The organism is Thiohalophilus sp., assembly GCF_034521165.1.
Lineage (GTDB): Bacteria > Pseudomonadota > Gammaproteobacteria > UBA6429 > Thiohalophilaceae > Thiohalophilus.
Genome location: NZ_JAXHMV010000014.1, coordinates 153,175 through 177,537, shown reverse-complemented (window position 1 = coordinate 177,537; position 24,363 = coordinate 153,175). Strand labels below are relative to the sequence as shown.

Below are 24,363 nucleotides of genomic sequence, written 5' to 3'. Positions count from 1 at the left end.
TCCGCAGAGGGGGTAGGTCCGGTGGCGCGCCGCGCTACCTGACATTCTGCGTATCGGCAGGGTGTCACGCAGGCTAACGTCAGCGTGACCTGCAGGATGAGCCAGAGTATGAGGGGGGCACGAATTTAGTAAAAAAGCCAGGGGACGAGTTACGCGGGAGGAAGACCAGAATCTGTAGGAGCGACTGCGCCGCGATAGACGTCTCTATGTTGCACGGCCTGTCGCGCCCGAGGCGGCTCCTACCTCACTGTCAACTGATTGCCTCACCTACACCAGGACCCAGAACCTATCAGCGTCCGCTCGCGTAGATTCCGCCTATCGCCTGGATCCCTGCCATCGCCAAGATCAGGGAATTCGTGTATCATACGCGCTTCACATTTTCCGGTGGTTTATCAGTATGTTGGAAGTCAACGCAATCCAGACCCGTATCAAGGACATGCAAGGGCGACTCGAAGCCCTGAGGGGGTATCTTTGACTTCGATACCAGGCGTGAACGGCTGGACGAGGTCACCCGGGAGCTGGAAGACCCGGATATCTGGAACAATCCTGACTATGCCCAGGAACTGGGTCGCGAACGCGCGCGCCTGGAAAAAATCGTTGAAACCATCACCACACTGACCCAACGGCTCGACGACGCCGACGAGCTGCTGGAGATGGCGGTCGAGGAACAGGATGAAGAGGCCATCAACTCGGTCATCGCCGATCTCGACAACCAGGAAAAAAGCCTCGAACAGCTGGAATTCCAGCGCATGTTCTCCGGGCAGATGGACGACAAGAACGCCTTCATGGACATCCAGGCCGGCTCCGGTGGCACCGAGGCGCAGGACTGGGCCAATATCCTGTTGCGCATGTACCTGCGCTGGGGTGAGAACGCCGGCTTTACCACCGAACTGATTGAAGTCTCCGAAGGCGAAGTGGCCGGCATCAAAAGCGCCACGGTCAAGTTCAGCGGTGAATACGCCTACGGCTGGCTGCGCACCGAAACCGGTGTGCATCGGCTGGTGCGCAAATCGCCGTTCGATTCGGGCAATCGCCGTCACACCTCCTTTGCCTCGGTGTTCGTTTATCCCGAAGTCGACGAGTCGATCGAGGTCGATATCAACCCGGCGGATTTACGCATCGATACCTACCGCGCCTCCGGCGCCGGCGGCCAGCACGTCAACCGCACCGACTCGGCGGTGCGCATTACCCACATGCCCTCCGGCATCGTGGTGCAGTGCCAGAGCGGGCGTTCCCAGCATCAGAATAAAGATCATGCGATGAACCAGCTCCGGGCCAAGCTGTACGAGATGGAGCTGCAAAAACAGACCACCGAACGACAGGCACTGGAAGATTCCAAATCCGACATCGGCTGGGGCAGCCAGATCCGTTCCTACGTGCTGGACCAGTCCCGCATCAAGGACCTGCGCACCGGCGTCGAATCCAGCAACACCCAGGCCGTCCTCGACGGCGATCTGAACCAGTTCGTCGAGGCCAGCCTGAAAAGCGGATTATAAATAACAGGGCCGAGGGACGAGTTACGAGTAACGAGGTAAACAAACCGTCATTCCGGCGCATGCCGGAATCCAGTCATTAAACTCAACACGGTCACATGACCGGGATTTAATTACATAATTATGTTTACTTCGTGTCTTGGTGTCTTCGTGGTGAAAACTTTGATCAAAGAGATAACGCATGGCAGATAATAACGAACAGCAACCGGAACAGCCCGTCGACGAGCACAAGCTGATCGCCGAGCGCCGGCGCAAGCTGGCCGAGTTACGCGAGTCCGGGGTGGCGTTTCCCAATGACTTTCGGCGCAATGTGATGGCCGGGGAGCTGCATGCCGAGTACGGCGAGAAGAGCGCCGAAGAGCTGGAAGCCAATCCGGTGCGGGTCAGTGTGGCCGGACGCATGATGCTGCGTCGCATCATGGGCAAGGCGAGCTTCTGTACCCTGCAGGATATGTCGGGTCGCATTCAGCTTTACGTGCGTCGCGATGATCTGCCCGAAGGGATTTATAACGAACAGTTCAAAAAGTGGGATCTGGGCGATATCATCGGGGCGGAAGGCACGCTGATGAAAACCAAGACCGGCGAGTTGTCCATCAAGGCGGACAGCGTTCGCCTGCTGACCAAGTCGCTGCGCCCCTTGCCGGAGAAATTCAAGGGCCTCTCCGATCAGGAGACCCGCTATCGCCAGCGCTATCTCGATCTGATCATGAACGAGGAATCGCGCACCACCTTTCATATCCGCTCGAAGATCATCACCCACATTCGCGAATTTCTGACCCATCGGGGGTTTCTGGAAGTGGAAACGCCGATGATGCAGGTGATCCCCGGCGGCGCTACTGCCAGACCGTTTTCCACTTATCACAATGCACTGGATATGGATCTGTATCTGCGGATTGCGCCGGAACTCTATCTCAAGCGGCTGGTGGTCGGCGGCTTCGAACGGGTGTTTGAGATCAACCGTAACTTCCGTAACGAAGGCCTCTCTACCCGGCACAATCCCGAATTCACCATGCTCGAATTCTACGAAGCCTATGCCGACTACCGCGATCTGATGGATCTCACCGAAGCCATGCTGCGCGATACCGCCCAGACCGTGCTGGGCAAGACCGTCATCACTTATCAGGGTGAGGCGTACGACTTTGGCAAACCCTTCGCGCGCATGAGCGTGAAAGAGTCGATCCTGCATTTCAATCCGGATATCTCGTCTGATGATCTGGACGATTTGGACAGGGCCCGCGCGCATGCCAAACGGCTGGGCGTGGAACTGAAAGCGAGCTATGGCCTGGGCAAGGTGCAGATCGAAATCTTCGAGAAGACCGTCGAGCATCGCCTCAAAGATCCCACCTTCATCACCGCCTATCCGACCGAAGTTTCACCGCTGGCACGGCGCAATGACGACGATCCCTTCGTCACCGATCGCTTCGAATTCTTCGTCGGCGGCCGCGAGATCGCCAACGGTTTCTCCGAGCTCAACGACGCCGAGGACCAGGCCGAACGCTTCCGCCAGCAGGTGGAAGAAAAGGAAGCCGGTGACGAAGAGGCCATGTACTTCGACGAGGACTACGTCACCGCCCTGGAACACGGCATGCCTCCGACCGCGGGTGAGGGCATCGGCATCGACCGCCTGGTGATGCTGTTCACTGACTCCCCCTCGATCCGCGACGTGCTGCTATTCCCGCACATGCGGCCGGATATCGGATGATCTGAGTCTCCCGGGAAAAGCGACAGCGTCCGGACAAGTGTAAAAAAAATCGCCACAAGCCTTCAAATCCTCAAGAACCTGTTTTAGGCTAGTTAAACAGGGAGGGCCTGACAGCCATAGCTATCACACCGGCCCAGTAATAATAACCATCAAAAACAGGACAGGGCATGCAAGGGATTGCCCGGGAAATCAACAGGGATCACTTCCTCTGGGCGGTGGGCAGTTTCTGTCAACTGCATCAGACGCCGTTCGATCCAAAATTGCTCCTGCAGCATTATCCGCCGCCGTACACGCTGGCGAACCTGCAGCAGGGCCTCTATTCCCTGGGTTTCGAGTCGCAGTGGCGGGCTATCCCGGTCGCGGAACTCACGCCACAACATCTCCCGTGCCTGGCGGTCCTGAATATCCCGGCTGACGTTCATCCAGACGCGCCAGCGAAGCGGGAGAAGGATTCCCGGGAGCCGGCCGACAGCCATGCCGGATCGGTGGATCAGCCCGCCGATGCCGAGAGCAACCCGCCAGCCAGACTGGCCCTGATCGCCCGGGTCGACGGCGACAAGCTGGTCTATTTCGAGGCCGGCACCGATACCCCTCAAACCATCGCAGTCAACGACGTTGCCGCTGCCTTCGAGCCCGAGCTGTTGCTGGTGAAACCGCGCCAGCAGGCCGCGCCCGAGGACGAACTGGACCGCGAGCCGGCGAAATTCGGCTTCAAATGGTTTGTGCCCGAGGTGCTGCGGCACAAGACGATCTGGCGGGATGTGCTGCTGGCCTCCCTGGCCATTCAGTTGATGGCCCTGGCCACGCCATTGTTTACCCAGGTCATCATCGACAAGGTCATCGTCCATCATGCCCTGAACACGCTGCTGGTGATCGGCTTCGGCCTGCTAATGTTTATGCTGTTTACCGCCGCCATGACCTGGGCCAGGCAGTACCTCGTCCTGCATACCGGCAACCGCATCGACGCCGTGCTGGGCAGCAAGGTGTTCAGCCACCTGTTCAGCCTGCCGATGCGCTATTTCGAGAAACGGCCCACCGGCACGCTGGTGGCGCGTATCCAGGGTATCGAGACCATCCGCGAGTTCATTACCGGCGCGGCGGTGACCCTGCTTCTCGATTTCCCGTTCCTGTTCATCTTCCTCGCTATCATGTTCTATTACAGCTGGCAGCTGACGCTTATCGTGCTGGGGATCCTGACGGCGATCGCGACCATCAGCATTCTGATCACCCCGGTGCTGCGCGAGCGGCTCAACAAGCAGTTCCAGCTCGGGGCGCGCAATCAGGCCTTTGTCACCGAGTACATCAATGGTATGGAGACGGTCAAATCCCTGCAGATGGAGCCGCAACTCAGGAACCGCTATGGCGATTACCTGCGCACCTTTCTGTCAGCCAGTTTCAATACCCGCAAGTTGTCCAACACCTATAATGTCGCTGCCAACACCCTCGAGCAGATCCAGACCCTGGCGGTACTCGGGGTGGGGGCCTGGCTGGTGATGACCACCTCGGATTTCACCATCGGCATGCTGATCGCCTTCCAGATGTTCGCCAGCCGCCTGTCGCAGCCGGTGCTGCGCATGGTGGGACTATGGCAGGAGTTCCAGCAAGCCAACATTGCCGTCAAGCGCCTGGGTGATGTCATGGATGCCCCGATTGAACCCTATTCAACCGCCCCGTCGAGGATGGGTAGCGGGAAAGGGCGTATTGCCATCCAGCACCTGAGTTTCCGCTATGGCGATGAGCTGCCCTATCTGTATAAAGATCTTAACCTGGATATCGAAGCCGGCGGCTGTGTCGCCATCATGGGCCCGTCCGGATCCGGCAAGAGCACCCTGGCCAAGCTGCTGCAGGGTTTTTATCAGCCCACAGAAGGGCGCATCCTGATCGACAACTGCGACATCCGCCATCTCAGCGCCAACGAGCTGCGTGACTATTTCGGGGTCGTGCCGCAGGAAACCATGCTGTTCTCCGGCACTATCTACGACAATCTGATCATGGCCAACCCCCATGCCAGCTTCGAGCAGGTGGTGCAGGCCGCGAAAATGGCGGAAATCCACACCACCCTCGAACAGTTACCCCGGGGCTATCAGACCGAGATCGGCGAACACGGCACCGGCCTGTCCGGCGGTCAGAAACAGCGCATGGCCATCGCCCGTGCCATCCTCAAACGCCCCAGGATACTGGTATTCGATGAGGCGACGAGCAATCTCGATCACCACACCGCCGAACAATTTGCCCAGACGATTAACAAGTTAAAAGGCAAGGTCACGATCCTGTTCATAACGCACCACAAACCGAAAGGCCTTATGACGGACGAGGCAGTCATTTTGGGTAATCGGGAAGAAGACGTGCCAGTTGAAAATGCAGTTAAATCAGAACGAGAGACTACGGGTTGTTAATTATTAGTTAATTTCAACATTATATGACGAGACGATATGGATATGAATAAAGCTAGTAAAAATCCGATAACGCCAGGTAACAATTCCGGGTTCAGCGCGATAAAAGTTGTTATTGGCTTTTTTATAGCAATTATCGTAATTGCAATATCTATTGTTGTTTTTTATGAAGGACGCAAGGCTTATTGGGATTATAGAGTTCAGGAAATGTGCGAGGAAGAAGGCGGCGTTAAAGTTTATGAAAGTATTTATTTGCCAAAAAATAAATTCAATGAACTAAGGGCAGCAATATTTTATAATCAATCACGGGAAAGGGCTTGGAGGATTATATCTCTATACCATTGAAGTCATCTTCCGGTATAAATTATCCGGTTTATTACATCTACACGGAGAAAGTTATACGAAAATCCAGGCCTCGTGTTACTAGGTGGGAAGAGAAAATATATAGAAAGAAAAATAATGAAATCGTTGCTGTAATCGTAAAGTTTAAAAGATCCGGTGGTGATTTTCCAAGTCATTCTCATTGTCCGAAGCAGTATTTAGTATACCTCTTCAGAAAATAATGTCTAATCTATAAAGATAGGGAAAGTGTATTCATAATACAGGGAGATTAAAATGCATTTTATATATGAAAAATCAGTTGCTTCACTTGCATCATATGCAAACCTTGTCGAAGGAAATATCCAAGATCAGCTATCTTCATTAGTATCTGAGGATGGATTTGTTCCAAAACAAGCTGAAAAATTCGCAGAACGCTATCCGAATATCGTTACCCAGTATAACGATTCACCCGAGGAGGGTGGCATGGATACGAGTCTTTCTGCAACGGTATTCATGGAAGAGGGTTCTGATAAACTTGCGCTGGCGTTTCGCGGCACGCTTGAACTAAGTGACTGGTCTTCGGGGAATGATATTTTACTGCATGGCGTTGCCTACGAGCAGGTCGTCGCCATGTACAACTGGTGGAAAAGAGTCGCATCCCCTGCTGGACAAAGTGTTTCCCAGTTCGATATCCAGATTTTCCCGCAAGGCGATGATGCTGTTCCTCCTGATGCCGTGCTGCTTTATACCGACGAGCGTGTGATGTCCGGCAGCCCTGCGATCGTCACGGCAGGTCATTATCTTGTCGAAACGGACCAGGCTGACGCGACGGGTGAATTATCCTCCGCATTGGCGGACGATAGTGACCAGAAATTATCCCTCACGGGGCACAGTCTTGGCGGTCATCTCGCCATGGCGTTTGGGGCGATCTTCCCCGATGCCACGGAGAATATTACGGTTTTTAATGCGCCATCGTTCAAGCAGAGTCCAACCAATAAAGCTTTCTTTTTACGCCTGGGTGGTGAATTCCCGGATGGTGATAATACCGTCAATATCACCGCCGACGAAGCGTTGCTTGGCAAGGACCCTTTTATACCAATTGCTGGTATGCACGGCCGACCCGGTGAGAATATTGATATTGCGATTGAGGATCAGTTTTTGTCCGATGAGCCGGATCCCTTTGGCTCCGACAATCATAGTCTGGCGGCACTGACCGACTCCCTTGCAGTTTACGCGACCTTAAGCCAGGCCGATCCTGATCTGAGCCCTGATACCTACAAAACCCTGCTCCATAGCTCGGCTATCGGCACGGCCGCAGGTCTGGAGAACCTGATTGGAAAGTTCGGGCGACTCTTTGACCCTGACCTCGAGATCCCCGAGGCCGGCAACGATTATCGTGACGCGCTGTATCAGACGGTTTATTCCATCCATAACCATGCAGATTATCAGGCGGCGGAAGGCAAAGTGGACGTGGTGTCGCTGGCCGGGATGAGCCGTGACGCGATCGCGACACAGGCAAAAACCGATATTGCCTACCGCTACGCTCTGGTCAACCTGAACCCCTTCGTGGTCCTGGGCGACAACAGTCTCTATGCCAATCACAATGATGATGGTCAATTGGATATCGAGCACTTCAGCGATCAGTACCTGCAGGATCGGGCGGAATTTCTGACAACCTATATCGACCGGGCGATCAACGATATCACCAGCGATAACCCACTTTACAATCCCATGGGGCGTGTTTATCAGGATTTGACGCATGACATTAGCTTCGGTGATCCGACTAATTTCGAATTACCTCGCTATGTCTTCGGTACGGAAGAAGGGGATCAGATAGCCGGTCTGAACGAAAACGACCACCTGTATGGCATGGGACGCGATGATGAGATTATTGGTGGAGCCGGTGAGGATTATATTGAAGGCAACCAGGGGAGCGATATCCTAAGCGGTGGCCTGGACAACGATGAGATCCATGGCGGCAGTGGCAGCGATACGATCCACGGCAATGAACATGATGACGAACTGTATGGTGGAAGAGGCGACGATTTTCTGTATGGCGACTCGGGAGAGGACACCTTAAAAGGCGGTACCGGGACCGATTATCTCTACGGTGGCACCCAGAAGGATGTTCTTGATGGCGGTGCGGATGATGATTACCTCTACGGTGAAGAGGGCAACGATAATCTGGCCGGCAGGGCTGGCAACGACCAGCTCTACGGTGGCGATGGAGTTGATTCGCTGTTTGGCGGGGCGGATGACGACATCCTGTGGGGTGGTGAGAAAGGAGACTATCTTGACGGTGGTGCCGGCCTGGATATTCTCTACGGCGAAGGCGGTAATGACACTCTGATCGGCGATCTGGAAGATGACATCCTGGAGGGTGGCGAGGGGTTTGATACCTATATCGTCACCGGCGAGGGCGGCGGCCATGCCACGCTCAATGACAGCGACGCGAACCGGGTGATCTTCAACGGCACGGCGATCACCTTTGGCTACAAAACCGCTGATAACACCTGGCAGACCCCGGACGGGCAATACACCCTCAGCCAGAACTCCCCCCTGACGATTACCGACAGCGAGGGCAATCGGCTGACCCTTGACGACCCTTCAGGCGATAACTTCGGACTGCGGTTATTCGATCTCGTGTATGACGAGGTGGTCGTTGACGATGACGGTGACCGGGTGGTCGAGCTGGACTCGTCTTTGCCGTACCGCATGGCGCACGGGACGGCCGGCACGGATCTCATTTACGCCAGCTTTTTTGACTCGGGACAGGACGACATCCTGTACGCGGATGGTGACACCACCCTCGATCCGGCGAGTTTTCTGGCCAGCGACAACGGGACCGTGACCGGTCGGCGCGACTGGCTCGTCGCCGGGGGCGGCAATGACGTGGTGTACGGCAATCATGGGAATAGTGTGCTGTATGGCGATCGGAGAATGATTTTCTGACGGGCTGGGCCGGTCAGGATCGCCTGTTCGGCGGACTCTTGAGTGGTAAATATCTATACCAGCTAATCTGTAACTCATCAACTATTTTGAGCCAGGTGCGACGATGAAAAAAACAAATAAAAGTGCGAATGATCCAGAGAGCAGTCTTGGTTTTAGTATTATGAAAGCCATTTTATTTCTTTTTGTGACGACTCTGGTATTTTCTATATCAGTCATCATTTTCTATGAAGGAAGAAAGGCGTATTGGGATTCAAAAGTGGAAGAGCTCTGTCAAAAAAAAGGCGGGGTAAGAATATATGAGAAAGATTCAATCTCGAAAAAGTATGTTGAAAGAGATGGTACAGTTAGCATTCCATTCGAGAAGAATGCTACACAAGAAGATGATTATTGTTTGCGTGTCACAAGAAATTCTATTGTTGATGGCCGGGTATCAGTCGGGGAAACAAAAACTGAATTAATAAGAACGAAAGATAATAAAGTGCTTGCTGAGTTTATTACTTATGGAAGAAGTGGCGGCGACTTTATAGCTCTCTCTCACCCATCATATTATTACTGTAAGACAGATAACAACCCCATTGATTTTATGGTAAGTAAGGTTTTTTTGATAACTGATTAGATAGATTAAAAATAAAGGATTATATAATGACTATATTAAGTATATTTAAAAAATCAGAATTTTCGATTGCCGCATATGCCAATCTTAATGAAGGTACACCTGTCCCTGCCAATCTCATCCAAGAAGGCGATGGGTTAAGTGATTCTCAGGCAATTGATTTCGCGTCAAGTTATTCAATAATAACGCAATATAATGACTCTCCAGAAGAAAGCGGGATAGATACCAGTTTTTCAACAACAATATTTAAAGATAATGCTGGAAACCTTACTATAGGGTTTAGAGGGACTCTGGAATTTATTCAAGATATTGATGATGGCAAGGATATTTATTTTCACGGTGTCGCCTATGAACAGATCGTTGCGATGCATAACTGGTGGAAGCGCGTCGCTACGCAGCCTGGCGAAACAGTCCAGCAGTTCGCTATCCAGTATTTTCATGATGAGGCGCCTGTACCTGATGATGCGGTATTTTTGTATGAAAAGGAAGAAGTAATACTCGATGTTGGTTATGATGCCTCCACCATTCGATATTACCTTGTTGAAACAGATAATGCCGTCGCAACCGGCGATATTAATTCTGTTCTAACCACGGATCCAAATCAGAAAGTCTCGCTGACAGGCCACAGCCTCGGTGGTCATCTGGCCATGGCGTTTGGCGCGCTGTTTCCAGAGGTGACTGAAAATATCACTGTGTTCAATGCACCGTCGTTTAAACAAACTGCGATCAATGAAGCGTTCTTCTCACGCATGGGTGGCGAACTCCCCAGTGGTGACAATACTGTCAATATTGCGGCCGACGAGGCGCTGCTCGATGAGGATCCCTTTGTGCCAATTGCTGGTATGCACGGCCGACCCGGTGAGAATATTGATATTGCGATTGAGGATCAGTTTTTGTCCGATGAGCCGGATCCCTTTGGCTCCTACAACCATAGTATACAAGCGTTAACCTATTCCCTTGCTGTCTATGCGACATTAAGCTTGGCCGCTCCCGATCTCAGCCTTGATACCTACAAAACCCTGCTCCATAGCTCGGCTATCGGCACGGCCGCAGGTCTGGAGAACCTGATTGGAAAGTTCGGGCGACTCTTTGACCCTGACCTCGAGATCCCCGAGGCCGGCAACGATTATCGTGACGCGCTGTATCAGACGGTTTATTCCATCCATAACCATGCAGATTATCAGGCGGCGGAAGGCAAAGTGGACGTGGTGTCGCTGGCCGGGATGAGACGTGACGCGCTCGTGACACAGGCAAAAACCGATATTGCCTACCGCTATGCCCTGGTCAACCTGGATCCCTTTACCCTGATTGGTAATAAATCGAACAGCGTTCGATGGTGTGAAATCGAACTCTGTAGGGTGGCATCATGATTGGCCTGTATGTTCTGGGGCTTGTTCTTCTATGGGTATGGTTGACGTGGCTATTGTTGCGGTATGGCTTGCGCGTGTGGATGCGAGAAAAAGGAAGAAGCGTGTCCAAAAAGGCGTTCGTGAGTTTTATTATTGTGGCCTGGCTCGGAACATCATTTTGGTATGGCGGAGGACGAAAGATTTACTGGGACTGGCGTGTCGATCAGATGTGCGCAGTCGATGGTGGGGTGAGGGTGTATGAGACTGTGACGTTGCCTGGGCATAGGTTCGACAAGTACGGAATTGTGAGAATACCGATAAAGAGAAAAGCAAAATCGGGAGATGAGTACCACTACGAAAGGAATATTTACTATTACCGGGAAGAGAATCCAGCAGTTTGGCGGCTTCATTTCGAGATTTACCGTCGCATGGACAAGAAGTTACTTGGTGAAGCTACTACCTATGCAAGGCGTGGAGGAGATATTCCTGGTTCATGGCATGAATCATCATTTGGATGTGATGGGCAAGCGGATATTGCTGATTTGAAAAAGAAAACTTTTGTTAAGGAAAATTGAGGAGAAAGTCATGGAGCAATTAAAGGTGTATTTCCAGCAAGCTGATTTGGCAATGGCTGCATATGCGAGCTTATCCACTGGTGAGCCTAGCCAAGCCGAACTGATTAGGGTGGGTATGTCTCTGATCCAAGCCGAAGCCTTCGCTTCACATTGGCGCGTTGCTGATCAATTCAACCATGAATCCAGCGGCCTTTCCGCTACGATTTTCGAGGAGGTCTCCAGCGAGCGACGTTATCTGGCGGTTCGCGGTACGGAAGGGCTGTCTGACCTTCAGGATATTTTGACCGATATTGTCGATATCGGATTCTGGGGGTACACCCGAACGCCAGGCGCAGTACAGCGCGCTCAGTGACCAGGTGGACATCTGGCTGGCAGACGGTATCCTGACTTCGGGGTTTACGGTTGCCGGCCACTCCCTGGGCGGTTTTCTTGCGGGAGCCTTGCTGGTGGATTATCCAACGGAAATTGAACATGCGTATTTGTACAATACGCCGGGTATAGGCGGATTGAAAAGTACATTGCAGTTGCTGACAGGCTCTGACGTTGCACCCACACTTGATCTGAGTAAGGTTTCAAATCTGATTGCTGAAACAGGACCGTCATTGGTGGCAGGGCTGGGAGTGGATTGGGGTGTACCGATCCCCGTCTTGATTGAAGACCAGACGCCAAATATTCTTGATAATCACAGAATTATGCATCTTACTGATTCACTCGCAGTACAATCTATGCTTTCCGAACTGTCTGCATCGGAATATCCCGGTGATATAAGAGAGATATTGCGTGCCGCGACTCCCCAGAATGCCATGACATTGGAGACAGTTGTTAACACCGTTGGTGATCTGTTCCAGGTCGGTGTAGAAGTTACCGGGACTGAAAGCGATCCGCGCGATGCGCTGTATCAGAGCGGTTTATGCCATCCAGGACCATGCAGATTATCAGGCGGCGGAAGGCAAAGTGGACGTGGTGTCGCTGGCCGGGATGGGCCGTGACGCGATCGCGACACAGGCCAAAACCGACATCGCCTACCGCTACGCCCTGGTCAACCTGGATCCCTTTACCCTGATTGGTAATAAATCGAACAGCGTTCGATGGTGTGAAATCGAACTCTGTAGGGTGGCATCATGATTGGCCTGTATGTTCTGGGGCTTGTTCTTCTATGGGTATGGTTGACGTGGCTATTGTTGCGGTATGGCTTGCGCGTGTGGATGCGAGAAAAAGGAAGAAGCGTGTCCAAAAAGGCGTTCGTGAGTTTTATTATTGTGGCCTGGCTCGGAACATCATTTTGGTATGGCGGAGGACGAAAGATTTACTGGGACTGGCGTGTCGATCAGATGTGCGCAGTCGATGGTGGGGTGAGGGTGTATGAGACTGTGACGTTGCCTGGGCATAGGTTCGACAAGTACGGAATTGTGAGAATACCGATAAAGAGAAAAGCAAAATCGGGAGATGAGTACCACTACGAAAGGAATATTTACTATTACCGGGAAGAGAATCCAGCAGTTTGGCGGCTTCATTTCGAGATTTACCGTCGCATGGACAAGAAGTTACTTGGTGAAGCTACTACCTATGCAAGGCGTGGAGGAGATATTCCTGGTTCATGGCATGAATCATCATTTGGATGTGATGGGCAAGCGGATATTGCTGATTTGAAAAAGAAAACTTTTGTTAAGGAAAATTGAGGAGAAAGTCATGGAGCAATTAAAGGTGTATTTCCAGCAAGCTGATTTGGCAATGGCTGCATATGCGAGCTTATCCACTGGTGAGCCTAGCCAAGCCGAACTGATTAGGGTGGGTATGTCTCTGATCCAAGCCGAAGCCTTCGCTTCACATTGGCGCGTTGCTGATCAATTCAACCATGAATCCAGCGGCCTTTCCGCTACGATTTTCGAGGAGGTCTCCAGCGAGCGACGTTATCTGGCGGTTCGCGGTACGGAAGGGCTGTCTGACCTTCAGGATATTTTGACCGATATTGTCGATATCGGATTCTGGGGTACACCCGAACGCCAGGCGCAGTACAGCGCGCTCAGTGACCAGGTGGACATCTGGCTGGCAGACGGTATCCTGACTTCGGGGTTTACGGTTGCCGGCCACTCCCTGGGCGGTTTTCTTGCGGGAGCCTTGCTGGTGGATTATCCAACGGAAATTGAACATGCGTATTTGTACAATACGCCGGGTATAGGCGGATTGAAAAGTACATTGCAGTTGCTGACAGGCTCTGACGTTGCACCCACACTTGATCTGAGTAAGGTTTCAAATCTGATTGCTGAAACAGGACCGTCATTGGTGGCAGGGCTGGGAGTGGATTGGGGTGTACCGATCCCCGTCTTGATTGAAGACCAGACGCCAAATATTCTTGATAATCACAGAATTATGCATCTTACTGATTCACTCGCAGTACAATCTATGCTTTCCGAACTGTCTGCATCGGAATATCCCGGTGATATCAAGAGATATTGCGTGCCGCGACTCCCCAGAATGCCATGACATTGGAGACAGTTGTTAACACCGTTGGTGATCTGTTCCAGGTCGGTGTAGAAGTTACCGGGACTGAAAGCGATCCGCGCGATGCGCTGTATCAAGCTATTTATGCCATCCAGGACCATGCAGATTATCAGGGGGCGAAAGGTAATGTGGACGTAGTGTCGCTGGCCGGGATGAGCCGTGACGCGCTCGTGACACAGGCAAAAACCGACATCGCCTACCGCTACGCTCTGGTCAACCTGAACCCCTTCGTGGTCCTGGGCGACAACAGTCTCTATGCCAATCACAATGATGATGGTCAATTGGATATCGAGCACTTCAGCGATCAGTACCTGCAGGATCGGGCGGAATTTCTGACAACCTATATCGACCGGGCGATCAACGATATCACCAGCGATAACCCACTTTACAATCCCATGGGGCGTGTTTATCAGGATTTGACGCATGACATTAGCTTCGGTGATCCGACTAATTTCGAATTACCTCGCTATGTCTTCGGTACGGAAGAAGGGGATCAGATAGCCGGTCTGAACGAAAACGATCACCTGTATGGCATGGGTGGCGATGATGAGATTAAAGGCGGGGCTGGTGAGGATTACCTCTCTGGTGGCCGGGGCAATGATTTCCTGTATGGCGGCTCGGGAGAGGACACCTTAAAAGGCGGAACCGGGACCGATTACCTCTACGGTGGTACCCAGAAGGATTTTCTCGATGGCGGGGCCGACGATGATTTTCTCTACGGTGAAGAGGGCAACGATAATCTGGCCGGCAGGGCTGGCAACGACCAGCTCTACGGTGGCGATGGAGTTGATTCGCTGTTTGGCGGGGCGGATGACGACATCCTGTGGGGTGGTGAGAAAGGAGACTATCTTGATGGCGGTGCCGGCCTCGACATCCTCTACGGCGGCCGGGGTTACGACACACTCATAGGTGATCTGGAAGATGACATCCTGGAGGGCGGCGAGGGGTTTGATACCTATATCGTCACCGGCGACGGTGGCGGCCATGCCACAATAAATGACAACGGTGAAAACCGTGTCATCTTCAACGGCCAGTCGATTTCACTGGCCCAGGGCCAGGACGGGACCTGGACCACGCTCGACGGTCGGTTCACGATTACCCAAAACTCCCCGCTGACCATTACCGATACGGTTACCGGTGGCAGCCTCACCGTTAATGATGCGGATCTCACCGATCTGGGCATCAACCTGGTCGATGCCACCACCAGCGGTGCGGCAGTTCAGGGTGATTTTGACGACGAAGTCCTGCAGGGGAGTGAGGCCGCCGACACGATCACCGGCGCGGGCGGCAACGACATGCTCAACGGCCGGGGCGGCAACGATACCCTGTATGCCGACGGCGTGATCGATCCGGCCACGTTCCTGGCCAACGACACCGGCAGTGTCAGCGCCGATCGCGACTGGATCAATGCCGGAGACGGGGACGATATCGCTGTCGGCAATGACGGCAGCAACGTGCTGCTGGGCGGGGACGGCGATGATCTGCTGCTGGGCGGCGGCCATACCGATTACCTGTTCGGCGACGGTGACGCCTATCCGATGGAAATTGGCAGCACGGGTCAAACCACCGGAGAGGCCGGGACTGAATGGGAGGTGGTTGATACGCCGGGCAGTTTCGTCCTGCGCTATCTCAACGGCGCCGGGGTACTGCTTCCGGATCAGGGCGGTAATGATGTCCTCTATACCGGCAGTGGCGACGATTATGCCTGGGGTGGGTTTGGCAACGACGCCCTGTACGGGGGGACCGGCAATGACCAGCTGAACGGCGGTGAGGGGCACGATGTCCTGATGGGCGAGGATGGCGATGATCGCCTATTTGGTGATGATGTTAATCCGCTCACATTCAACTTGCACGGCAACGACTATATCAAGGCTGGCGCCGGTAACGACGAAGCTGCCGGCCAGGGCGGCGATGACATTCTCTATGGGGAAGATGGTGATGATCTCCTCATCGGGGATGACTTTGCCAACGACACGACCCATCACGGCAACGACCGGATCTATGGCGGCGCTGGCAACGACGAGATTTATGGCACTGCGGGCGATGATCGGCTTTATGGCGGCAGCGGCGATGACATCGTCAACGGGGATGACGGCGCCCTGGCCGGGGAGTTGCACGGTGATGACCGGCTTTACGGCGACGAGGGCAATGATACCCTGATTGGCGGCGGAGGCCGGGATCAGCTGCAGGGCGGAGAGGGTAATGACACCCTGGCTGGCGATGCAGACGACCTTGCCGGGGAATTCCACGCCGATGATGTACTCGAAGGCGGTGAAGGTGACGACATACTGGTCGGCGGCGGTGGCCGTGACAGCCTTTTGGGCGGGGCCGGTCAGGATCAACTGACGGGCGACTCCTATAATATCGATGGTCAGTATCACAATGATGACGTACTCGACGGCGGCGTCGATGACGATGTGGCGGTCGGCGGTGGAGGCAATGACACACTTTACGGCGGTGCCGGGAATGATGAACTGCAGGGCGATGCGGCCACGACCTACCTGGATGCCCAATATCATGGCAACGATTACCTTGATGGGCAGGACGGCGATGATCGCCTGTTTGGATTCGGCGGTAACGACACCCTGATAGGCGGAAGTGGGGATGATCAGCTACAGGGCGATGCGACACAGGGCGAACTGGCCGGCGAACACCATGGTAACGATTCGCTCGATGGCGGTGAAGGTAACGATGTTTTGTTCGGCCAGGGTGGTGGGGACAGCCTGACCGGCGGCACAGGGGATGATGTGCTGGTCGGCGATGCGGCCGCCGGGGAGCTTGCCGCCGAATACCACGGTGATGACACTCTGCATGGTGGTGAGGGCAATGACTCTCTGTATGGTTCCGGCGGGGATGATGCACTGTACGGCGGCGCTGACGACGATGTTCTGATAGGCGATGATCAGGACCTTGACATTGCCGACCATGGAACTGACTTGCTGGATGGTGGATCTGGCGATGATTTGCTGATTGCCGGCGCTGGCGACGACACACTGTACGGTGGCACAGGTGACGACCAGCTCTATGGTGAGCAGGGCAATGATCTTCTGGACGGCGGCGCGGGCAATGACATCGTCTCGGGTAACGAAGGTAACGACAACGTCGCGGGTGGCGCGGGGGATGATCTGATCTATGGCGGAACCGGAAATGATACGCTTACCGGCGACGACGGTAATGACTATCTCTACGGCGGGAGCGGTGATGACATCCTTCAGGGCGGGAGTGGTACGGATGTCCTCTTCGCAGGTACCGGGAGTGATGTACTGGCCGGCGGCCTGGGCGATGACCTGTATGTCTATAACCTGGGGGACGAGGAGGATATCGTCCAGGACAACGATGGTTTCAATACCCTGCGATTTGGGTCCGGGATAGGCGAAGACGATATATCTCTGTCACTTGGCTCGCTCCAGCTTAATATTGGTGACAGTGGTGATGCGATTCATATCGAAGGCTTCGACCCTCAGAATCCACATGCCAATGTCGCAATTAACAGTTTTGAGTTTGCCGACGGCACGGTTTTGAGTTACCAGGCGGTGCTTAAGCGTGGTTTCGACCTGACCGGTAGTGAAAATGACGACGTAATCTATGGAACCACTCTGGAGGATAGGATTTCGGGCCAGGTAGGGGACGATACCATTATTGCCCGGGTCGGTAATGACACGCTTGATGGCGGAACTGGTGACGATGTCATGTATGGCGGTATGGGTGATGATACCTATGTCGTGGATAGTGCCGGAGACCAGGTTGTCGAGCAAGAAAACGAAGGGACCGACACCGTTATCAGCTCGATTTCCTATACGCTCGGTTCTCACCTCGAAAATCTGCATCTCGCCGGAAACGAACCCATCAACGCGACAGGAAACGGCCTGGATAACGAGCTGCGCGGCAATGAAGCCAATAATAGTCTGGATGGCGGTGCCGGTTCCGACTGGATGATCGGTGGTGAAGGCTCGGATACCTATTTTGTCGATGATGAAAACGATATTGTGCAAGAGTCGGTCGATGATGATGGCGTCGACACGGTCTACAGCACTGTCAGCTATACGCTTGGCGAGGGTGGGGTCGAAAATCTCAACTTGACGGGCGCGGATGACACCTCGGCCGTGGGTAATGAGATCAATAATCGGTTGACGGGTAATGCCGGTAACAACGCCCTGACTGGCGGTGGCGGGTCCGACACGCTGATGGGCGGCTCTGGCGATGACGCTTATTACATTGATGAACAGGACGTCATACACGAGGGTCTGGACAATGGAACGGACACGGTGTATGCCGGGTTTGATTATACACTGGGCTCCAATCTTGAGAATCTGGTACTCACGGGCGACGAGTCAATCAACGGAACCGGCAACGCGCTTGACAATGTCCTCTCCGGCAACAGTGGGATGAATCACCTGGACGGGGGTGCCGGGGCCGATGTGATGCAAGGCGGGGCCAGTCACGACAGCTATGTGGTCGATCATGCGGCCGATCGTGTTATCGAAGAATCGGGAGAGGGGTATGACACGGTTTTCAGCTCCATCGACTTTACCCTTTCGGAATACACCGAAAAGCTGGTTCTCCAGGGTGACTTGAGTATCAACGGTAACGGGAACCAGCTTGATAATCTTCTGATTGGAAATCAATCCGAAAACCTGCTAGTGGGTGGAGCGGGTGATGACGTGCTTGATGGTGGCGCCGGTGCGGATGTGATGCACGGCGGGGTCGGAAATGACCGTTTCTATGTTGACGATCCCGGCGACATCACCCGGGAGAATGCGGGTGAAGGGGTTGATCTGGTGTATGCCACGGCCAGCCACACCCTGGGCAACAATATTGAACGCCTTCATCTGGAAGGCAACGAGGACATCAATGGGATCGGCAATGCCTCGGATAACCGGATCACGGGCAACAACGCCGATAATACCATTGCCGGACTGGACGGCAACGATCAGCTTTATGCCCATGGTGGTAATGATGTGCTGTATGGCGACGAAGGAGACGATTATCTTGATGGCGGGTCCGGTGTCGATACTATGTTTGGCGGCGAGGGCGATGATGAATATATTGTCGATCATCAAAGCGACGTTGTTTTAGAGAATATCGATGAAGGTGTTGATAATGTTAAAAGCTCCGTCGATTACCGCCTTCCTGATCATGTCGAGCATCTGGAACTGACCGGTCATTCTGATCTGAATGGCATAGGCAATACAGATAATAATACGATTATCGGCAATAACTCGTCCAATTTGCTCGATGGCGGTAGCGGCAACGATACCATCGATGGCAGGGCTGGTAACGACAATTTATCTGGCGGTTCCGGGGATGATAGGATCTATGGCGGCGATGATGCCTATGAGGATGTAAGTGGTGGTGAGGTGCCCTCTATTTCATGGTTGCCGAATGATGACTATCTCGATGGCGGTTCGGGTAACGACCATCTGGACGGTGGCTCGGGCGATGATACACTTCATGGTGGCGATGGCGATGATTACCTCTATGGCGGCGATGATGGCGAAGCCTGTGGCGGTGATTCCGGTGCTGAAATTCAGCCCTCGTCAGTAAGTTTTTCGAGTCTTGGCCTGCAATCGCATTCAACAGCGCCATGTAATAATGACACACTTTACGGTGATGCCGGTAATGATTATCTGGATGGCGGCACCGGCAACGATAAACTCTATGGCGGCGCTGATGCCGATACCCTCTATGGGGGCAGCGGTCACGATCTGCTCGATGGTGGCACCGGCATCGATGTCATGTCGGGTGGTACCGGCGACGATGTCTATTATGTTGACGGCTATACCGTGGTTACTGATCCGCCGGACGATGACAATGGTGACACCGATCCCGGCAGCGGTGGCGAGGATCCCGCTGACTGGTGCGAGGATGATGACAACCTGTTCGACCAGATCGAACCTGAATACGGTTTCAAAAAACCGCGAAAAGGCAACGAAGGGGTCGGCAACGGCGAGGATCCGCCGCCACCGGGGCACGACTATAACTGGAACGACGGACCCGGAACCTCGCCGGGCAATCCCGGCAGCAAGCATGGCAAACATGACAAAGACGGGGACGATGACCCTCGTCGTCGGCATGGAAAATACGCTGGCCATGATGATGACAAGTCCCGCTACGACGATAAGCATCAGTACACGTCCGGCGATGATGACGCGTATGAGCATGATGAACATCATGACGGATCCGATACGGACGATGCACAGAGCGGCGATGCCAAAACCCATGACGCTGGCAGCGGTGGCGGTGGTACGACCCCGCCGGAACCCGTTATCAGTTATATTACCGACGCGGTCATCGAAGCGGCCGGCGAGGGCTATGACATTGTCAATGCCGCGATAACCTACACCCTGACAGCCAATGTCGAGGAGCTGCGGCTGGTCGGACCGGCGGCCCTGGATGGCACCGGTAACGATCTAGACAACCGCATCGTCGGCAACGAGCACGACAACCATCTGGACGGGGCTGGCGGTGCCGATATCCTGATCGGTGGGTTGGGTGATGACACCTACGGGGTGGGTAGCGCCAGCGACACCATCGTCGAACATCGCGCTGAGGGTACCGATACGGTCGAAGCCAGCATCGATTATCAGCTGGGTGCGCAGCTCGAGAACCTGCGTCTGGTGGGCCAGGAGAACCTGCTGGGGCGGGGCAATGCGCTGGACAACCAGCTGACCGGCAATGCCGGTGACAACAGCTTGTATGGTGGCCTCGGCAATGACACGCTGTTCGGCGGGGCCGGGAACGATAGGCTGATCGGCGAGGCGGGGGACGATACCTATATATATGAAGCCGGCAGTGGCGTGGATCGGATTGAGGACAGCGAGGGAACCAATACCCTGCTATTGGGTGAAGGCATCAGTGCCGACACGATCGTGGCCCGTACCTCGCTGGTCGATGGCGAGACCGTCGTACAGCTTCGCCTGCTGGATGAGTATGGCAATGGATTGTCCGACCAGGGTATTGATTTTGTTCAAGCCGATGACGGTGCTATCCCGATCGCCCACTTCGACTTTTCCGACGGGACGCAAGCCGCCCTGGCGGATATGCTGATTACACAAGAAACCTATGCCGGCAGCCGGCGATCCGATCAGATCATGACTGATCGCAATGACGATACGATCCATGCCGGGCGGGGCAATGACCTGGTTAATTCTGCCGGCGGCCACGATATCCTCTATGGCGAAAAGGGCCGGGATACCCTGTTTGCCGGTGCCGGCAACGACCAGGTTTACGGGGGTGACGGTGACGATACCCTGTACGGCAGTTTTGGCGTGGATGTGCTGCATGGCGGCGACGATCAGGACCAACTGCGGGGTGGCGCCGGCAACGATCTTCTGTCCGGTGCCGATGGCCGGGATGAACTGTACGGCGGTAGCGGCAATGACCTGTTAATCGGGGCACAGGGCGACGATGGTCTGGCAGTAAGCTGTGGCGAGGATATCATTGTCTACAACAAGGGGGACGGTCTCGATACGATTACCTTCGATGAACAGGTCGAGGCGGCGACCGTCTCTCTGGGTGGCGGCATCGCGCTTGACGATATTTCGCTTTCCCGGGATGGGGAGGATCTGGTGCTGCTCATCGGCGAGGATGACACAGGTAAGAATAAAGGCAAGCATAAAGGAAAACGGCCGCATAAACACGATCGACAGGGCATGGTATTTGAGGACTGGTACGACGATAGCGGACAAGCCGCCCAGCCGTATCTGACACTGCAGATCGTGATGGCGGCCTCCCCGGAATATGATCCGCGTTCACCGGACAGCTTGATTGGGCACAAGGTCCAGAGCTTTGATTTGTCCGGTATGATCGAGCAGTTTGATCTGGCGCAAGCGGATTATTCGTCCCGCAACCGGTGGGACGCGATGACTGCCTTGCTCGACAATCACCTGGAAAACAGTGACGAGGCGGCGCTGGGCGGTAATCTTGCCTATCAGTACGGGCTTGGGACGGAACTTTTTGATAATACAGGCATAAAGTTCAGCACAGCCCCGCTGCGTGATCCACGGTTTGGCCGGGAGAAACAGTCACTGGGAACCTGAACGCACGGAGTCTTCGGGAACAGATAATGACAGGGATGACAAATGAAAAAACAACGCACCAAACCCGCTGATCAGGCTGGCGATGATCTGGATTTTTCGCCGGCCTTGCTGGATGTTGTCAATCGACCCCCGCCGCCGTTGTCGCGCTGGATACTGTACACCATTGCGTTGCTGCTTTTTATCCTGATTCTCTGGGCCGTGTTCGGTCAACTCGATATCGTTGCCCGGGCAGAGGGAAAGCTTGTTCCCCAGACACGATTAAAAATCGTCCAGCCTTTTGAAGACGGGCGTGTCGCGCAAATCCGGGTCCGCGAAGACGAGTTTGTTAAACAGGGCCAGCTGTTGCTGGTGATGGATTCCCGCTTGTCGGATGCCGACGGTAATAAGCTGCAAATGGAACTGCAATTGTCCAGACTACGGTTACGCAGTATCGAGGCCGAGCTTGAAAACCGGGAGTTTGACCGGCTCGCTTCAGACAGCGAAGTGGCCTACGACAATCTGCATCAGCAGTTTCTCGAACGACGCAAACAATATGCTTTCCAGATTAACCAGCGCAGGGCAGCTCTAGATCAGGCACGGCAGGACCTCGAAGTGGCCAGGGAAATCCACAAGAAACTCGAGGAGACACTGCCTATTTACCGCGCCAATGAAGAAGCCGTGACCCGACTTGGCAAAAAGGGCTATGTCACCAGAACCGATATTCTGGACAAGCAGCGACTGCGCATTGAAACCGAGCAGGACTTGCGCGCCCAGGAGCACAAGATTCTATCTGTTCGTGCAAGAATTGACGAGCTGCAGGAAGCGCTGAAGCAACTCGAATCGAACTACCGGCAAGAGCTTTTGACGGAACGCATTGAGATTGGCAATAAAATCGAACAGCTTGAGCAGGACTGGTTCAAGCAACAGTATCGTAACGAGCAGCTCGAGCTGCGTGCCTCACAAGACGGCTATATCAAGGACCTGTCGGTCACCACCCCGGGCAGTGTTGTGCCTTCCGGGACTGTCCTGTTGAATATTGTACCCGTGGAAGATCCCTTGTTGGCCGAAGTGTATGTCAGCAATCGTGATATCGGGTTCGTGAAGGAGGGCCAGCGGGTCAGGGTTAAACTGATGAGTTATGAATTCCAGAAATACGGCATGATTGACGCCGAGGTTCAATCGGTCAACGCGGATGTCACGACGCGCAGGGAATCGAATGGAGCAGCGGGATCAGGGAACGGCAATGCAGGTTACAAGACCCTCATCAAGCTGCATAAACAAATCCTCGAGCGAGACGGCCGCCGGTTCAGGTTGCGCCCGGGCATGCAGGTGACCGCCGAGGTCAAGTTGGGTACCAGAAGCGTTCTGGATTATGTGTTATCGCCCATCACCGGTGCGCTCACCGACGCGGCGACCGAGCGTTAGCGATATTATGAATTATCACATTGAAATAACTACCCGGTGTAATCTCGTCTGTTTCTATTGCGCTGGCCGCGCAATGAAATAAATAAAAAAGCCGGCTGATGCCGGCTTTTGTTTTTCTGGTGTTCTGGATTTGTTCAGCCGCCGGTACTGAGCGCCGCCTTGACGGCGTCGACGTTCTGGCCGACTTCGATGTCGACGATGCTGACATCGGGCTCCAGACCGAGTTTGGCGAAGGCGGGAACCTTGCTCCAGTCCAGCTCGGTATGAGGATGACTTGTGCCCAGCAGGCTTTGCAGGTTGGCGACGATAACCAGGTCGGTGTAATCGGCCGGGCCGTCGTGATCCCGCTCCAGGTTTTCATGATCGGAAGCGGCGGCGATGATGTCGGCGGGGAAGTTCCAGGCCTTGAGAATGGCCTCGCCCAGTTTGGGATGGGCGGTGGCGATAATGGTATCCAGGGTCGGTTCGTCTTCCAGTAGTTCGGGGTAGTCCTCGACCCGGCTGAGAATGGGCAGGGCGCCGATGTCGTGCACCAGGCCGGCCAGCAGAGCGTGATCGGGCTGCAGCCCTGGCTGGGTGTGGGCCAGCGCGCTGCTGATCGCGGCGACCTCGGTGCTGTGTTCCCACAGATGGCGCAGCCGCTTGTCGGTGATATCGGAGGTGGCCTGGAACATCTGCTCCATGGCGATACTGGTGACCAGATTACGCACCATGTTGCTGCCCATGCGGGTCACGGCGGCCTCGACGGTTTCGATCTGGCGATTGGCGCGCAGCAGGGGGCTGTTGGCGACCTGGATCAGACGGGCGGAGAGCGCGGTGTCGGAAGTGACCACCCTGGCCACATCGACCAGTGAAGCATTGTCATCTTCCAGGGTATCCCGGACCTTGAGGGCCACTTCGGGCAGCGTCGGCAAAACCAGTTTGTCGTTCTTTAAATCCGACAGCAGTTGATTAATGAATTCTTGTTGTAAGGACACGCAATGCTCCTTCGTCAATCGAGGTGTCTGCGGGAATTATCGG

General features: G+C 54.2%; 16 protein-coding genes. 15 read left to right on the top strand and 1 reads right to left on the bottom strand.

The window, feature by feature from the left end; all coding sequences use genetic code 11:
• Positions 1 to 397 precede the first annotated feature (397 nt).
• From prfB to U5K34_RS14040, 15 genes are all read left to right on the top strand, one after another.
• Positions 398 to 1,496 (top strand): peptide chain release factor 2 gene (gene prfB, locus U5K34_RS14110; protein ID WP_416224106.1). Its coding sequence is split into 2 segments (ribosomal slippage): positions 398 to 472 and positions 474 to 1,496, totalling 1,098 coding nucleotides; the frame shifts between segments, so codons are not numbered across the junction.
• A gap of 178 nt (positions 1,497 to 1,674) precedes the next feature.
• On the top strand, positions 1,675 to 3,195 hold the full coding sequence (lysS, locus tag U5K34_RS14105) for a lysine--tRNA ligase (protein ID WP_322569039.1): 1,521 nt from the start codon (positions 1,675 to 1,677) through the stop codon (positions 3,193 to 3,195).
• 167 nt (positions 3,196 to 3,362) lie between these two features.
• Entirely contained in the window at positions 3,363 to 5,591 is a 2,229-nt protein-coding gene (locus U5K34_RS14100) for a peptidase domain-containing ABC transporter (RefSeq protein WP_322569038.1), read from the top strand.
• 36 nt (positions 5,592 to 5,627) lie between these two features.
• On the top strand, positions 5,628 to 5,933 hold the full coding sequence (locus tag U5K34_RS14095; protein ID WP_322569037.1) for a hypothetical protein: 306 nt from the start codon (positions 5,628 to 5,630) through the stop codon (positions 5,931 to 5,933).
• Between the two features lie 270 nt (positions 5,934 to 6,203).
• Positions 6,204 to 8,861: a hypothetical protein gene (locus tag U5K34_RS14090; RefSeq protein ID WP_322569036.1), complete on the top strand. Its 2,658-nt coding sequence runs from the start codon at positions 6,204 to 6,206 to the stop codon at positions 8,859 to 8,861.
• 103 nt (positions 8,862 to 8,964) lie between these two features.
• Positions 8,965 to 9,477 carry a hypothetical protein gene (locus U5K34_RS14085; protein WP_322569035.1) on the top strand — a complete coding sequence of 171 codons (513 nt, stop codon included), beginning with the start codon at positions 8,965 to 8,967 and terminating at the stop codon, positions 9,475 to 9,477.
• Between the two features lie 26 nt (positions 9,478 to 9,503).
• Complete coding sequence (locus tag U5K34_RS14080; RefSeq protein WP_322569034.1) at positions 9,504 to 10,844, top strand: hypothetical protein; 1,341 nt, start codon at positions 9,504 to 9,506, stop codon at positions 10,842 to 10,844.
• Entirely contained in the window at positions 10,841 to 11,398 is a 558-nt protein-coding gene (locus U5K34_RS14075) for a hypothetical protein (RefSeq protein WP_322569030.1), read from the top strand. The genes U5K34_RS14080 and U5K34_RS14075 overlap by 4 nt, the downstream gene beginning before the upstream one ends.
• Positions 11,399 to 11,408: 10 nt before the next feature.
• Positions 11,409 to 11,750: a hypothetical protein gene (locus tag U5K34_RS14070; protein WP_322569033.1), complete on the top strand. Its 342-nt coding sequence runs from the start codon at positions 11,409 to 11,411 to the stop codon at positions 11,748 to 11,750.
• Between the two features lie 4 nt (positions 11,751 to 11,754).
• Positions 11,755 to 12,387 carry a hypothetical protein gene (locus U5K34_RS14065; protein ID WP_322569032.1) on the top strand — a complete coding sequence of 211 codons (633 nt, stop codon included), beginning with the start codon at positions 11,755 to 11,757 and terminating at the stop codon, positions 12,385 to 12,387.
• The gene (locus U5K34_RS14060; RefSeq protein ID WP_322569031.1) at positions 12,353 to 12,523 is read left to right on the top strand and encodes a hypothetical protein; all 171 of its coding nucleotides are present in this window, start codon (positions 12,353 to 12,355) and stop codon (positions 12,521 to 12,523) included. Before U5K34_RS14065 ends, U5K34_RS14060 begins: the two co-directional genes overlap by 35 nt.
• Entirely contained in the window at positions 12,520 to 13,077 is a 558-nt protein-coding gene (locus tag U5K34_RS14055; RefSeq protein ID WP_322569030.1) for a hypothetical protein, read from the top strand. Before U5K34_RS14060 ends, U5K34_RS14055 begins: the two co-directional genes overlap by 4 nt.
• 10 nt (positions 13,078 to 13,087) lie before the next feature.
• A complete protein-coding gene (locus U5K34_RS14050; protein ID WP_322569029.1) occupies positions 13,088 to 13,882 on the top strand; it encodes a hypothetical protein in 795 nt (264 codons plus the stop codon).
• Entirely contained in the window at positions 13,879 to 21,939 is an 8,061-nt protein-coding gene (locus U5K34_RS14045) for a calcium-binding protein (RefSeq protein ID WP_322569028.1), read from the top strand. Before U5K34_RS14050 ends, U5K34_RS14045 begins: the two co-directional genes overlap by 4 nt.
• 42 nt (positions 21,940 to 21,981) lie before the next feature.
• Positions 21,982 to 23,343 (top strand): HlyD family type I secretion periplasmic adaptor subunit, encoded by a 1,362-nt coding sequence (locus U5K34_RS14040; protein WP_322569027.1) that lies wholly within the window; start codon positions 21,982 to 21,984, stop codon positions 23,341 to 23,343.
• 134 nt (positions 23,344 to 23,477) lie between these two features.
• Here the strand turns inward: U5K34_RS14040 and U5K34_RS14035 are convergent, their stop codons facing one another.
• Positions 23,478 to 24,320, bottom strand: coding sequence for an HDOD domain-containing protein (locus U5K34_RS14035; RefSeq protein ID WP_322569026.1), 843 nt, complete (start codon positions 24,318 to 24,320; stop codon positions 23,478 to 23,480).
• Between the last annotated feature and the right edge of the window lie 43 nt (positions 24,321 to 24,363).